This window comes from Gammaproteobacteria bacterium (assembly GCA_016705365.1).
GTDB lineage: Bacteria > Pseudomonadota > Gammaproteobacteria > Pseudomonadales > UBA5518 > UBA5518.
In genome coordinates this window covers 1,238,166-1,252,640 of sequence record JADIYI010000008.1, presented here as the reverse complement: position 1 = coordinate 1,252,640, position 14,475 = coordinate 1,238,166, and the positions used below count along the sequence as shown (strand labels likewise).

Genomic DNA, 14,475 nt, shown 5'->3' with positions numbered 1-14,475 from the left:
GGAGGGTATTCCAGTAGAGTAGCGGCCTTGCCGCACTTGCCCGGAACTACGCCCCTCCATGTTCGAACAAGCCTTCAAGAATATCGACGCCGATCTGCGCAACGAGGCCGGTTGCACCACCGAGCTCGACTACACCGAGCAGACCTCCTGGCTGCTGTTCCTCAAGTATCTCGACGGGCTGGAGCAGGACAAGGCGATGGAGGCAGAACTGGAGGGCAAGAAGTACGCCTTCATCCTCGACGAAGCCTACCGCTGGTCATCGTGGGCCGCGCCCAAGGACAAAGACGGCAAGCTCGACCACAACAAGGCGCAGACCGGCGACGACCTGCGCGAGTTTGTCGATCGCAAGCTGTTCCCCTATCTGCACGGCTTCAAGCTCAAGGCCAGCGGCCCGAACACCATCGAATACAAGATCGGCGAGATATTCGGCGAGATCAAGAACAAGATCCAGAGCGGCTACAACCTGCGCGAGATCATCGACCACATCGACGAACTGCGCTTCCGCTCGCAGGCCGAGAAGCACGAACTCTCGCACCTCTACGAAGCCAAGATCAAGAACATGGGCAACGCCGGGCGCAACGGCGGCGAGTACTACACCCCGCGCCCGCTGATCCGGGCGATGGTGCAGGTGGTGCAGCCCAGGGTTGGCGAACGCATCTACGACGGCGCCTGTGGCTCGGCCGGCTTTCTCTGCGAATCCTTCGATTACCTGCGCGGCCAAATCAGGCTGACCGCCGACAATCTCAAGACCTTGCAAGAACGCACCTTCTACGGCAAGGAGAAGAAGCCGCTGGCCTATGTGATTGCGATCATGAACATGATCCTGCACGGCATCGAAGCGCCGAACATCCTCCACACCAACACCCTGACCGAGAACCTCGCCGACATCCAGGACAAGGACCGGATGGACGTGATCCTCGCCAATCCGCCCTTCGGCGGCGGCGAGCGCAAGGAAGTGCAGCAGAACTTCCCCATCCGCACCGGCGAAACCGCCTTCCTGTTCCTGCAACACTTCATCAAGATGCTCAAGGCCGGTGGCCGGGCGGGCGTGGTGATCAAGAACACCTTTCTGTCGAACACCGACAACGCCTCGGTTTCCCTGCGCAAGCTGCTGCTCGAATCGTGCAACCTGCACACCGTGCTGGATTGCCCCGGCGGCACCTTTCAAGGCGCCGGCGTCAAGACCGTCGTGCTGTTCTTCGAGAAGGGCGCGCCGACGCGCAAGGTCTGGTACTACCAGCTCGACCCCGGCCGCAACATGGGCAAGACCAACCCGCTCAACGACGCCGACCTCGCCGAGTTTGTCGAACTGCAAAAGACCTTTGCCGACTCGCCAAAAAGCTGGAGCGTAAAAGTCGGCGCTGGCGACACGGCGTCCTTCGACCTGTCGGTGAAGAACCCCAACGGCAGCGAGGAAGTCATCCACCGCAGCCCGCAGGCCATCATGGACGAGATCGCCGCGCTGGATGTTGAGAGTGCGGAGGTGCTGGCAAAGATCAGGGAACTGCTATGAAACGCGCCGTTGCCAGTCAGGACGCACTCTACAAACACATCCGCGAGTTGATCGTTGCCGCACGGCAGACCATTGCCCGTGGCATTGATCTGGTGCAGGTGCGTACCAATTTCGAGATTGGTCGCCATATTGTCGAGCACGAACAGCAGGGCGAGCAACGCGCGACTTACGGTAAAGAGTTGCTAACGAGCTTGGCCGAACGCCTGTCCAATGAGTTTGGCAAGGGCTTTGCGCGCAGCAATATTGCCTACATGCGCAGCTTCTACCTTGCTTATTCGGAGCGTGTGGCAAATGTCCAGACAGCGTCTGGACAATTGGCTGACCGGGAGGATGCGACAGACAGCGCGGCCTTCCGGATTGTCCAGACACGCTCTGGACAATCCACCCGTCCCTTTTCGCTCAGTTGGTCGCATTACGTCTTTCTGCTCGGCGTCAAGAACGCCGATGAACGCAGCTTCTACGAAATCGAAGCCGCCGAGCAAAGCTGGACGCTGCGCGAACTCAAGCGCCAATTCGACAGCGGCCTCTACGAACGTCTTGCCCTGAGCCGCGACAAGGAAGGCATCCGCAAGCTGGCGCGCGAAGGCCAGCTCATCAGCCAGCCGCAAGACCTGCTCAAGGAACCGCTGGTGCTCGAATTCCTAGGCCTGGCCGAGCAAAGCCGCTATTCCGAATCCGAGCTGGAAAGCGCCATCATCGACCGCCTCGGCCAGTTCCTGCTCGAACTCGGCAAGGGCTTCCTGTTCGAGGCGCGGCAAAAACGCTTCAGCTTCGACGACGAACATTTCTTCGTCGACCTCGTCTTCTACAACCGCCTGCTGCGCTGCTATGTGCTGATCGACCTCAAGCTCGGCAAGCTCACGCACCAAGATCTCGGTCAGATGCAGATGTACGTCAATTACTTCGACCGCCACGTCAGGATAGAAGGCGAAAACCCCAGCATCGGCATCGTGCTATGCAAGAAAAAACACGAGGCGCTGGTAGAAATCACCCTGCCCAGGGACGCCAACATTCACGCCCGGGAATACCAGCTCTACCTGCCGGGCAAGGAGGAATTACGGCAGAAGCTGGAGGAGTGGATGGCGGAGGTAGGAGGGTGAGGGCGGGGTGGCAGACGAAGAATCTCGGCGACGTTTGTGAAGTCATTGGCGGAGGAACCCCATCAAAAGACAACCCAGCCTACTATTTGGGAGAAATTCCTTGGGCGACTGTCCGCGATATGCGGCAAGAAGTCATTACTGAGACAGAGTGCCAAATCACGAAGGAAGCCGTTAAGAGTAGCGCGACCAATATCATTCCGTCAGGCAACGTTGTTATCGCGACTCGCGTTGGTCTTGGGAAAGTATGCCTACTCGGTCAAGACACAGCGATCAATCAAGACCTTCGCGGCATCATTCCCCGAAATCCCAATGTATTGCTGGTCCGGTTCTTGTTCTGGTGGTTCAAAAGCATTGCAGACGTTATCGTCGCAGAGGGAACCGGTGCGACCGTTCAAGGCGTAAAGCTTCCATTCGTGAAGTCTTTACCGCTTCCAGTTCCCCCGCTTTCGAACAGCACCGCATCGTCGCCATCCTCGACGAAGCCTTCGACGGCATCGCCACCGCCAAAGCCAACGCCGAAAAGAACCTCCAGAACGCCCGCGCCTTGTTTGAAAGCCACCTGCAATCCGTTTTCACGGAGCGGGGTGAGGGGTGGGTGGAGCCTGCAAAGCAACTCTCCGAGTTGTGTGAGCTGATAGTTGATTGCGAACACAAGACTGCACCGATACAAAAGGTGGGCTTCCCATCAATTCGTACGACCAATATAGGCAAAGGGAAGCTGCTACTCGACGGAGTAAACCGCGTTTCACAAGAAACCTACGATGCTTGGACTCGTCGCGCAATTCCACAACCGGGCGATTTAATCTTCGCAAGAGAAGCACCTGCTGGAAACGTAGCAGTTATACCGAACGGACTCAAAGTCTGTCTTGGTCAACGAACGGTTCTGATTCGTTCCAAGATGGCGGTGTTCGATTCTGACTTCCTTGCCTCCTTGTTGCTCACGCCGCAGATGCAACAACGATTGGTTGCTCACTCGAAAGGGGCTACCGTAAAGCACATCAATATGAAGGACATTCGGGCACTAGACGTTGGGGCAATACCGTCCCTAGATGTCCAGCGAGTTTTGGCGAGAATAATGTCAGACGTATCGAACGAGCGGGAGCGCCTCGAAACCATCTACCAGCAAAAGCTGACTGCCCTCGACAACCTGAAAAAATCCCTCCTTCACCAAGCCTTTTCCGGCCAACTCTAGCGAGATCCGCAATGTCCACCCAACGCTATACCGTCACACCGCATCCTATCGAAACCATTCTGACCTGGATCAAGTCCGGCGAGATCGCCATTCCGGAGATCCAGCGACCGTTTGTCTGGGAAGCGACCAAGGTGCGCAACCTGCTGGATTCGCTGTATCAGGGCTATCCGGTCGGCTATCTGATCGCGTGGCGCAACCACACAGTCAAGCTGAAGGACGGCACCACCTCGGCCGGCAAGCGCATCCTGATCGACGGGCAACAGCGGGTGACGGCCTTGATGGCGGCCCTGATGGGCATAGAGGTACTAAATGACGACTACGATACGGTGCAAATCCGCATCGCCTTCAACCCGCAGATCGAGGCATTCGAGGTGGCGAATCCGGCGATCCGAAAGAACGCGGCCTGGCTGCCGGATGTGGCCGCAGTGTTCGACCCGGCGGTCAGCGTATTCCAGCTGGTCAGCGACTATTGCTCGGCGAATACCGGTGTGTCGCAGAATGATGTGTTCAAAATCATTGAGAAGCTGCGCGGCATCGTCCATAACCACGTCGGCATCATCGAACTGTCGGAGAACCTCGACATCGAGACGGTGACAGAAATCTTCATCCGCGTGAATTCGGCCGGGTCGCCGCTCTCGCAGGCCGACTTTGCAATGTCGAAGATCGCCGTCAATGAGACCTTTGGCGGCAACATGCTACGCAAGGCCATCGACTACTTCTGCCATCTGGCCGTGGCGCCCGAGTTTCTGGGCAAGATCAGGAAGGGCGACAAAGCGTTTGTCGAGTCGGAGTTTTTCGACAAGATGAAGTGGATCGCCGATGTGAATGACGACATCTACGACCCGAGCTACACCGACATGCTGCGGGTGGCCTTCACCTCGGAATTCGGGCGCGGCAAGTTGCAGGACCTGGTGGCCCTGCTGTCGGGCCGCAACTTCGAGTCCAAGCAGTATGAGGAGGCGATTGCCGAGGAGTCGTTCGGCAAGTTGAAGAACGGTATCCTGGCTTTCATCAACAAGACACATTTCGACCGTATTACGATGATCCTGCGCTCGGCGGGCTTCATTACCAGCAAGCTGATCAACAGCCAGAACGCACTCAATTTCGCTTATATCCTTTACCTGCGTGGCCGAGCCGAGGGAATCCCGCCGGCCGATCTGGAGCGGGCGGTGCGCCGCTGGTATGCGATGTCGGTGCTGCGCGGTCGATACAGCGGGTCGCCGGAATCAACCTTTGATTTTGACATTCGCCAGGTCGACAGCCGGGGCGTGCTGGCCTTTGTGGAGTCGGTGATTCCGAACGAACTGCCGGATAGCTTCTGGACCGGGATGTTGCCGCAGTTCATGGATACCTCGTCGATCAACAGCCCGTATTTCATCTGCTACCAGGCTGCGCAGGCCAAGCTGGGCGACAAGGGCTTCCTGTCGCGCGACATTACTGTGACCGATCTGCTGCTCAACCGGGCCGATGTGCATCACGTCTATCCACGCCAGTATCTGAAAGACCAGAAGCTGACCAAGGGAACCTATAACCAGATCGCCAACTACGTCGTCGCCCAGAGCGAAATCAACATCGCCATCGGCGCCAAACCGCCGGCCCGCTACTTCAAGGAACTGGCGGAGCAGTGCAGTGGCGGCGCGAAGAAATACGGCGGGATTACGGACAAGGTGGAAATGGCGGCCAATCTGGCGGCGAACTGCATTCCGGCGGCGATACTGGATGGGGAGATCAAGCAGTTTGGCGCGTTTCTGGAGGAGCGGCGGAAGTTGATGGCGTTGAAGATCAAGAGTTGGTTTGAGGTGTTGTGATGAGCGCACCTTTACCGGCAGCAGTCGAAGTGAAGGTCAAAATGCCCATCAGGACTTTGCTGCGATGAGCAAGACCGACCGGGTTCGGGCGTGTTATCAGCATTGCTGCCTGATGTATGTGAGCAACCGGCGCATGTCGAACCAGTCGCTGCGAGAGCGCTTCGGCCTACGGCATGCCGGAGTCGAAGGCGGCAACGGTTTCGCTGGTGATCGGTGCGGCCAAGGACGCAGGTGCGATCAAGGCAGACGAGTCGGAAACCAGCTCGACCCGCTATGCCCGCTACCTGCCGTTTTGGGTTTGAGAGTGCTTTAACGCAAACCCAGCCTGACCGGCGACGCATTAAAAATTGCTTTTATATCAATTAACTAAGTGCTTTAAGGCAAACCCGGGCGCACCATGAACCATGCCAGAACCCAACGCCTCGAATCCCTCTACCAGCAAAAGCTGGTCGCCCTCGACAACCTGAAAAAATCCCTCCTGCACCAAGCCTTCAGTGGGCAACTCTAAGGAATCATCCCATGTCGGTACAACCTGCATTCTTCGAGACTCAAGCCATCCGCCGCGTCTATGACGAGGAAACCGAGACTTGGTGGTTCTCTGTGGTCGACATCATGCAGGTGCTTACCCAGCAGCCGGACTATCAGGCAGCCCGAAACTATTGGAAGGTGCTGAAAAACCGACTGGTCAAGGAAGGCAGTCAGTCGGTTACAAACTGTAACCGACTGATTTTCACGGCGCTGGCGGAGTTGTCGACACGCCAGATTGCCGAGACGGACGAGGCCACCGGATTGGCCGAAAACACCGACGCCGCCACCAAGGGCGGCGCGATCGCCAAGCAGGCGCGCAAGGCGCTGGAGGCGAAAACCGGCAAATCGGTGGTGACGGGTGACAACTTCCTGCCGCCGGGAAAGGTGCCGCCGCGCAAGGTGACGAAGAAATCCTAAATCCCGCCGTCCTGCCAGCGCCGACTTTCAACTCGGCTTGACTCATAACTTGACTGATACTTGACTGATTATCGGCTTTTACTTAGGCTGCCGTCATGGCCTATGTCCCTTCGTTCACCATCACCCCGGCCCTGCTGGCGCAAGTCGAGCAGGTGGCGGCGTTGCGTGAGCGCATCCAGAATGCGGTGGTGGATCTGGCTTGGATTCCCGCCCTGCAAAAAGACACCCGGACCCGCAACGTCCACGCCTCGACCGCCATTGAGGGGAACCCGCTGACGCTCGAACAGGTGCGTGCGCTGGAAGAAGGACGCGAACTTTCCACTCCCGGCGCCCGGCCCAAGCGCGAGGTGATCAATTATTTCGCCGGGCTGCGCTACGTGGAAAGGCATGCGGGCAAAAAGAAGACCGGCCATACGGATATTCTCGAACTGCACCGAATTCTGGCCGGCGAGGTAATGGACCAGGGCGAGGCCGGGAAGTACCGAATGATCAACGTTCGCGTCGGGCAATACCGTCCGCCACCATCCGATGCGGTTTCGGGGCTGATGTTCGAGTTGCTGGAATGGTGGAATGGCGCGGCGGCAAAGCTCTCGCCCGTACTGAGTTCGGCGATCCTGCATTACCGCTTCGAGGCGATCCATCCCTTCGCCGATGGCAACGGCCGTACCGGGCGCGCGCTGGCGCTGTGGGAACTCTACCGGCGAGGCTTCGACACGCATCACATCTTTGCCGTGGACGAGTACTACTGGGAGGATCGGCCCGCCTACTATGCGGCGTTGCAAGGCGTGCCCGAGGCCGGGGATGATTTGAGCGCATGGCTGGAGTATTGCGCGGCGGGATTGCGCCAAACGCTGGAACGGGTCTGGCTGCGAATTCAAACCGTGCAGGTGGGTTCCGCCGAGAAGCTGATTTTGCGTCCACGCCAGGAACAACTGCTGCATCTGTTGCGTGATCACGGCGGCATGGCACCGTCAGAGATCTGGGCAGCGCTGGACGTGTCGCGGCAAGGGGCGATGGATTTGCTGCGCCCGCTGCTGGATGCCGGCGTGGTCGAAAAGGTCGGCGGCAACAAGACCGGCCGCTATGTATTGAAGAACGCATGAACGAAGCTGAAACTCGCGCCGAGCACATCGATCCGGCCCTCGCTGCGGCAGGCTGGGGCGCGGTCGACGGCAGCCGCATCCGGCGCGAGTATCCGATCACGCTCGGGCGCCTGGAAGGGGCGGGCAAGCGCGGCAAGCCGCTCACTGCCGACTACGTTCTGGAATACCGCAATACCAAGCTGGCAGTGGTCGAGGCCAAGGCGTGGGACAAGGCGCTGACCGAGGGCGTCGCACAGGCCAAGGACTACGCCGGCAAGCTGGCGCTGCGCTTCACCTACGCCAGCAACGGGCAGGGCATCTACGGCATCGACATGCAGACGGCGGTGGAAGGCGAAATTGCCGCCTTCCCGTCACCCGAGGAGTTGTGGAAGCGCACCTTCGTCAGCAAGAGTGCCTGGCGGGATCGCTTTGCGTCCGTGCCGTTCGAGGACAAGGGCGGATTCTTTCAGGGGCGCTACTATCAGGACATCGCCATCGAGCGAGTGCTGGCAGCCATTGCGGCCGGGCAGGAGCGCATCCTGCTGACGCTGGCGACCGGCACCGGAAAAACCTTCATTGCTTTCCAGATCGCCTGGAAGTTGTTCCAGAGCCGGTGGAATCTGGCCGACGGGAAGAACGAGGGCGAACCGACGCGGCGACCGCGCATCCTGTTTCTGGCGGACCGCAACATTCTGGCCGACCAGGCCTACAACGCCTTTTCAGCCTTCGATGACAAGGCGCTGGTGCGAATCGACCCGGCCGATATCCGCAAGAAGGGCAAGGTGCCGAAGAACGGCAGCATCTTCTTCACCATCTTCCAGACTTTTATGAGCGGGCCACAAAGGGACGGTCACCCCTCGCCTTATTTCGGCGAGTATCCGCCGGATTTCTTCGATTTCATCGTCATCGACGAATGCCATCGGGGCGGGGCCAACGACGAAAGCAACTGGCGCGGCATCCTCGACTACTTTGCGCCGGCCGTGCAGCTTGGCCTGACCGCCACCCCGAAACGCAAGGACAACGTCGATACCTATGCCTACTTCGGCGAGCCGGTGTTCATCTATTCGCTCAAGGACGGCATCAACGATGGCTTCCTGACCCCATTCCGCGTCAAGCAGATTACGACCAGCCTCGACGAGTATGTCTATACGCCAGACGACACTGTGGTGGAAGGCGAGGTCGAGGCCGGTAAACGCTACGAGGAAAGCGACTTCAACAAGATCATCGAGATCAAGGCGCGCGAGAAGAAGCGCGTCGAGATTTTCATGTCACTGATCGACCAGCGGGAAAAGACGCTGGTGTTCTGCGCGACGCAGGATCATGCCCTGGCGATCCGCGATCTGATCAACCAGATCAAGACCGGCACCGACCCGAACTATTGCCATCGGGTGACGGCCAACGATGGGGCCTTGGGCGAACAATGGCTGCGGGATTTTCAGGACAACGAGAAGCACATTCCGACCATCCTGACCACGTCGCAGAAACTCTCGACCGGGGTGGATGCGCGGAACGTGCGCAACATCGTGCTGCTGCGGCCGGTGAACTCGATGATCGAGTTCAAGCAGATCATCGGGCGCGGCACCCGGCTCTATGACGGCAAGGACTACTTCACGATCCACGACTTCGTGAAGGCGTATCATCATTTCAGCGACCCGGAATGGGATGGTGAGCCGATTGAGCCGGAGATTTGCGAGAAGTGCCATTCGGCGCCGTGCCTTTGCTTCAAGGAGCCGCCACCGCTTTGTTATCTCTGCGGCAAGTCGCCCTGTGAATGCGCGAAAGACCCGTGTCTGAAGTGTGGTCAGCGTCCCTGCGTCTGCAAGAAGAAAGCGAAGGTGAAGCTGGCTGATGGCAAGTCGCGCACGATTCAGCACATGGTGGTCACCAGCTTCTGGCACCCGGATGGCACACCGATGTCGGCGCAGCAGTTCATGGAGGCGCTGTTCGGCAAGCTGCCCGATTTCTTCACCGACGAAGACGAACTGCGGGAGCTCTGGAGCGCGCCGGATACCCGCCGCAAGCTGCTGGAAGGCCTGGCCGAGAAAGGCTTCGGCAAGGACCAGCTCGCCGAGATGCAGAAGATCATCGACGCGGAGAAGAGCGACCTGTTCGATGTGCTGGCGCATGTGGCCTATGCCCTGGAACCGCTCACCCGCGAAGAACGGGTGGATCGTGCGATGGCGGTCATCAGCGAGGTCTTCAACCCGAGGCAGAAGGTGTTCCTCGATTTCGTGCTGTCGCACTATGTGGCGATCGGGGTGGAGGAACTGGATCAGGCGAAGCTGACGCCGCTGCTGAAGTTGAAGTATCACGACTCGCTTCCGGATGCGGTGGCCGACCTGGGCAGGCCGGAACAGATCGGAAAGGTGTTCAGTGGGTTTCAGCGCTATCTGTATATGGAGCCGGCGTAACCTGGAAACGTGAGTCGTGGCAACTGCAGACCCTGACCGCGGAGCTCAGCATCCCGGTTGCGCCATGCAGTGAAGACGCAAGTTTGCACATTGACACCTCGGACCCGAATCCGCAGAATTGCGGCCCCGTGGCGACGTAGCTCAGCTGGTTAGAGCACAGCATTCATAATGCTGGGGTCGGTGGTTCAAGTCCACCCGTCGCTACCACTTTTCCCCCGTTCGTTTTCCGACTCTCCGGCGCCATTGGCTTGCTTTCGTGCGGTTGCCACGGTGAGCTTTGCAACCCGTTACAAGCACAAGCGGTTGCCTGATCGCCAAGCTGAAACGGTGCAGCGTATTCAAGGCGAGGAGCGTTTGTCTTGCGCTCGGCAGGGACGTTGCCGAAATCGCCCTCTGCGCTGGGCATCCCCGGCTGAACGCTGAATCCGGGTTGTCTCGATCGGACTTGTGAGCTTCCCAATTGTGAGCGGGTTCGCGTGGGTCCACGAACTAGAGCATGCGCTCCAACCGGGCAATCTCGTTCTTCAGCCACCCGGTCTCCCAGAAGTTTTTCGCGCCCGAGCGCGCCAGCAGCGCCCGATGCGCGGCGAGCGACAGTTGCAGGGCCATGTTGTTGTGAGGGTCCTGCGCCAGCGCCGCCTCGGCAAACAGACAGGCGGCCTCGGGGTCACCCGCATCGAGTTTTTCGCTGCCGCGCGCGAGTACCGCATCGATGCCGGCAAGTGCCACCAGTTCGGCATGGATCTCGCGCGGCTGCGTGGGATAGAGTTCGCTGGTGGCCTCGGCCTTGAACCAGCCCATATAACTCTCCCAGATCGTGCGCACGCACCAGCTCACCTTGCCGTAGCCCTGTCCGACATACAGCGATTCGGGCAAGTCGATGGTGCGCATCAGGGTCCAGATATCCGTGCCCCGGTTCATTCCCTCCAGCGTTGCCTCGTGAACATGGCGGACCGCCGCCTCGAGCCGGTCGAGGCAGCTGCGGATCAGTTCCCTGCCCACCACCGGCTCGAAGCGGCCGGGGATCAGCATCTCGGGTTCGAGCGCACGCACCCGCGCGAGCGACTCCAGGTAGGGTTCCACGAAACGGTAGCGATCGCCGCGGATGGTGTTGAAATTCGGGAAATGCGGGAACAGCGGCCCGAACATGTTGCCGCTGAACACGATTCCGTGCTCGGGCAGCCACAGCGCGCAGCTGTCGATGGTTTCACCGCCTGGCACCGACAGCAGTTCGAGGTTGAGCCCTCCGAGTTCGAGTTCGAGCCGGTCATCGAAACTGATATCCGGCAACGGCTGGTCCTGGTGAAAGTCCGCCCCCGGCTGGCCCGCCAGCCGGGCCATATCCTTGATCTGCTCGCCAAACCAGATCGAGGACTGGCGCTGGCGCAGCGGGCGGATGCGCTCGTCATCGCGCTGGCACGCCGCGTTGTTGCGCTGGGCGATGAGCCGGGTGCCGGGCTCGCGAAACCGGTTCACACCGCCGAGATGATCCACGTGCCCCTGCAGCAACACGATATACGGCGTGGGGCCGGCACAGACTGCATCGAAGGCTTTCTTGTGGATCGCCGCTTCGATGCCGAGACCGGTGTTGATGATGATGCGTCCCGCCTCGGTCAGCAGCATGTACGCCCAGGTCGAGCCCGGCGAGGCATGGATGAAATCGTTGATCCGCGCCGCCCGTTCGAGATGCGCGAATCGGTTCGCGAAAAAATCCGGTCGGCTCTCGACCAGTTGCCTGACGATATCCATCGGTGCCTCCAACTATGGAAAAGTACGTGAACAGCGCTCCGCCGTGCGCTGGCGGGCAGTTTTTCACATAAGCCGTGCGCTGTGCGCCGTTGCGGATCAAATAGTCTTGATCACCGCGCCGTGCGCACCTCATTATGCTCTTGCGCCGGCCGCCACGGCGCGGCCGCACAAACCCGCCCTCGCTCACGATCCAGGTACAGACCCGATGCAGCTTTCCGTTCTCGACCAGTCCATCGTCCGCGCCGGCAGCGACGCCCGCACCGCGCTTGCCGAAACGCTGCAACTCGCGCGCTTCGTGGAGCAGCTCGGCTATGCCCGCATCTGGGTATCGGAACATCACGATTCACCGGTGATCGCGGGCAGTTCGCCCGAGGTGCTGCTGGCGGCAATCGGCGCCGCGACCCACAGCATCCGCATCGGCTCGGGCGGCGTGATGCTGCCGCATTACAGCGCCTACAAGGTGGCAGAGAACTTTGCGGTGTTGTCGAACCTGTATCCCGGACGGGTGGATCTCGGCGTGGGCCGTGCACCGGGCGCGGACATGAACGCGGCAATCGCGCTGGCTACTGACGGACGCCCGAAATTCGAACGCTTCCCGCAGCTGGTGAAAACCCTGACCGAGGCGTTGTGGAGCCCCGACTTCAAGCCGCGCGTGGGGCCGACGCCGTACGGATCGATCCCGGTCTGGGTGCTCGGCACCAGCGCGGACAGCGCACTGCTCGCGGCCGAACTCGGCCTGCCCTACAGCGTGGCATTGTTCATCAACCCGCAATTCGATCCGCGCATCGTGGAGCTTTATCGCCAGCGCTTTCGCCCCGGCGTGCTGCAGCGCGAACCGCGCGTGATGATCGCGATGAACGTATTCTGCGCCGACACCACACAACAGGCCGAGGCCATGACGCGCGCGGCCGATCTCACCTATATCCGCTTCCTGACCCAACGCGGCGCGGTGCAGGTGTGCTCGCCCGAGGAAGCGGAGCAACATCGATTCAGTGCCGAGGAGCACGCCTTTGTGCAGGGTGTTTCAGCGGCCCGCGCGGTGGGTACCGCGGAAACCGTGCGCGAGCGGGTGGAAGAGTTCGCCCGCCGCTACCGGGCCGACGAGGTGATGGCGGTATGCAATACCTTCCATTTCAGGGACCGGCTGCACTCGTTCGAACTGCTGGCCCGGGCTTTTGGTCTCGAGCCCGGCACCGTCGCTTCATAGTCTGAGCGTTCGCTCCGCGTATCAGGGCTGCCGCACACCGTCCACCGACAGGTGCAGCCGTACCGCACACGCAGCCGGGCCGATCAATGAACTGCACGATCAGCCCGCTCCGGCGCCTTCACCCGCGGGTAGCGCAGGTCTGTGTCGCGACTCGGTGACCGGCGTCTGGAAGCTGCCGACCACCTTGTCGTGTAACAGTTTCTCAATGTCGCTGTCGCCGTACCCCGCCTCCCGCAACACTTCCCGGCTGTGCTCACCCAGTCGCGGGGGGTGGCGGTAGAGGGCGGCGGGCGTCGCGGAAAGATGCCCCGGGTAACGCACATAGCGCATGGTGCCGGCTTCGGGATGCTCGGCGTCAAAGATGGTGCGGTTGTGCCTGGCCTGCGGATCCTCGGCGAATTCGCGCACCGTTTTAACCGGTCCGAAGGGGACGCCTACGGCGTCGAGGCGCAACAGCAACTCGGCAGTGGTGAAGCGCTTCATCACCTCGCCGATGGCCTCCAGCCAGGGACCGAAGTCCGCGATGCGCTCGCCCACATTGCGCATTCCCTCCCGCTCCAGCAGTTCGCTGCATTCCAGTGCCTGGCACAGGTTCCGGAAGTGGTTATCCTGCAGTGCCATGCCCACCACGAAGCCGTCACCGGTTTCGAAGGTGCGCAATACCGCCAGTGGCGCCGGGTCCTGCATATCGTTGGGCACGAAGCTGTCTACCGGCATCATGTCCGGCAATGAGTTGGTGGCCCAGGCGTCAATCATCGGTACGTCCACGCGCTGACCCAGCCCGGTGCCACCGGGGCGATCGCGGGCGTAAAGCGCGGCCATCGCCACCCCGGCGGCAGTGGTCGCCGTGGTCTTGTCGACAATGGCGGACTGGATCAGTTGCGGCTTGCCGCCAAAGGCCATGCCCTGGATATGCATCATGCCGACCAGGCCCTGAGCCAGGGGATCGTAAGCGGGTTTGTGGGAATAGGGTCCGGTAGGGCCGAAGCCAGTGATGGATACATAAATCAATTTTTCGTTCAGCAGGCGCAGGTCCTCGTAGCCGATACCCAGTCGGTCGGGCACACCGCCGCGAAAATTTTCCACCAGGATATCTGCGGTTTGCGCCAGCTTTTTGACGATGGCAATGCCTTCGGGATGTTTCAGGTCCAGTGCGAGACTGCGCTTGTTGCGATTCATCTGGGTATAAAAACCGCTGAGGCCCGCCTTCTGCGGCGGCGCCATCCAGCGTGCGACCTCCCCGTGGATGGGCTCTACCTTGATGACATCGGCACCGAGGTCACCCAACTGCTGGCTGCACAATGGGCCGGTGATCATGGAGGTGATATCGATGACGCGGATACCCTTGAGCGGGCCTTGGGCTGAGCCTGACAGTTGTACATCCATGGAAAATAACCTCGAGTGTCGATTGAGCCATCCTACACGCGCACACGCCTGCTTGCCTGCTTGATTTGTCCTCGACGGTTGA

11 protein-coding genes, 1 tRNA gene and 1 pseudogene are annotated in these 14,475 nt (G+C 60.2%); 11 read left to right on the top strand and 2 right to left on the bottom strand.

Annotated elements, in window-relative coordinates; translation table 11 throughout:
• Window positions 1-58 precede the first annotated feature (58 nt).
• From IPF49_13425 to IPF49_13380, 10 genes and pseudogenes are all read left to right on the top strand, one after another.
• The gene (locus IPF49_13425) at window positions 59-1,513 is read left to right on the top strand and encodes an N-6 DNA methylase (GenBank protein ID MBK6288608.1); all 1,455 of its coding nucleotides are present in this window, start codon (window positions 59-61) and stop codon (window positions 1,511-1,513) included.
• Window positions 1,510-2,613 (top strand): DUF1016 family protein, encoded by a 1,104-nt coding sequence (locus tag IPF49_13420; protein ID MBK6288607.1) that lies wholly within the window; start codon window positions 1,510-1,512, stop codon window positions 2,611-2,613. Before IPF49_13425 ends, IPF49_13420 begins: the two co-directional genes overlap by 4 nt.
• A complete protein-coding gene (locus tag IPF49_13415; protein MBK6288606.1) occupies window positions 2,610-3,248 on the top strand; it encodes a restriction endonuclease subunit S in 639 nt (212 codons plus the stop codon). Before IPF49_13420 ends, IPF49_13415 begins: the two co-directional genes overlap by 4 nt.
• Window positions 3,236-3,805, top strand: coding sequence for a restriction endonuclease subunit S (locus IPF49_13410; protein ID MBK6288605.1), 570 nt, complete (start codon window positions 3,236-3,238; stop codon window positions 3,803-3,805). The genes IPF49_13415 and IPF49_13410 overlap by 13 nt, the downstream gene beginning before the upstream one ends.
• A gap of 11 nt (window positions 3,806-3,816) precedes the next feature.
• A complete protein-coding gene (locus IPF49_13405) occupies window positions 3,817-5,613 on the top strand; it encodes a DUF262 domain-containing protein (GenBank protein MBK6288604.1) in 1,797 nt (598 codons plus the stop codon).
• Between the two features lie 43 nt (window positions 5,614-5,656).
• Window positions 5,657-5,915: pseudogene (locus tag IPF49_13400) on the top strand (MloB).
• Window positions 5,916-6,132: 217 nt separating this feature from the next.
• Window positions 6,133-6,558, top strand: a complete 426-nt coding sequence (locus IPF49_13395; protein MBK6288603.1) for a hypothetical protein — start codon at window positions 6,133-6,135, stop codon at window positions 6,556-6,558.
• Window positions 6,559-6,653: 95 nt separating this feature from the next.
• The gene (locus IPF49_13390; GenBank protein MBK6288602.1) at window positions 6,654-7,661 is read left to right on the top strand and encodes a Fic family protein; all 1,008 of its coding nucleotides are present in this window, start codon (window positions 6,654-6,656) and stop codon (window positions 7,659-7,661) included.
• Window positions 7,658-10,051 (top strand): DEAD/DEAH box helicase family protein, encoded by a 2,394-nt coding sequence (locus tag IPF49_13385; protein MBK6288601.1) that lies wholly within the window; start codon window positions 7,658-7,660, stop codon window positions 10,049-10,051. The genes IPF49_13390 and IPF49_13385 overlap by 4 nt, the downstream gene beginning before the upstream one ends.
• Window positions 10,052-10,181: 130 nt before the next feature.
• Window positions 10,182-10,258: transfer RNA gene (locus IPF49_13380), tRNA-Met, on the top strand.
• Between the two features lie 282 nt (window positions 10,259-10,540).
• On the opposite strand, the gene IPF49_13375 is transcribed toward IPF49_13380, so the two are convergent.
• The gene (locus tag IPF49_13375; protein ID MBK6288600.1) at window positions 10,541-11,800 is read right to left on the bottom strand and encodes an MBL fold metallo-hydrolase; all 1,260 of its coding nucleotides are present in this window, start codon (window positions 11,798-11,800) and stop codon (window positions 10,541-10,543) included.
• Window positions 11,801-12,005: 205 nt separating this feature from the next.
• On the opposite strand from IPF49_13375, the gene IPF49_13370 reads away from it, so the two are divergent.
• Window positions 12,006-13,007, top strand: coding sequence for an LLM class flavin-dependent oxidoreductase (locus tag IPF49_13370; GenBank protein ID MBK6288599.1), 1,002 nt, complete (start codon window positions 12,006-12,008; stop codon window positions 13,005-13,007).
• A 99-nt stretch (window positions 13,008-13,106) separates the two neighbouring features.
• Here the strand turns inward: IPF49_13370 and IPF49_13365 are convergent, their stop codons facing one another.
• A complete protein-coding gene (locus IPF49_13365) occupies window positions 13,107-14,393 on the bottom strand; it encodes a CoA transferase (protein ID MBK6288598.1) in 1,287 nt (428 codons plus the stop codon).
• Window positions 14,394-14,475 lie beyond the last annotated feature (82 nt).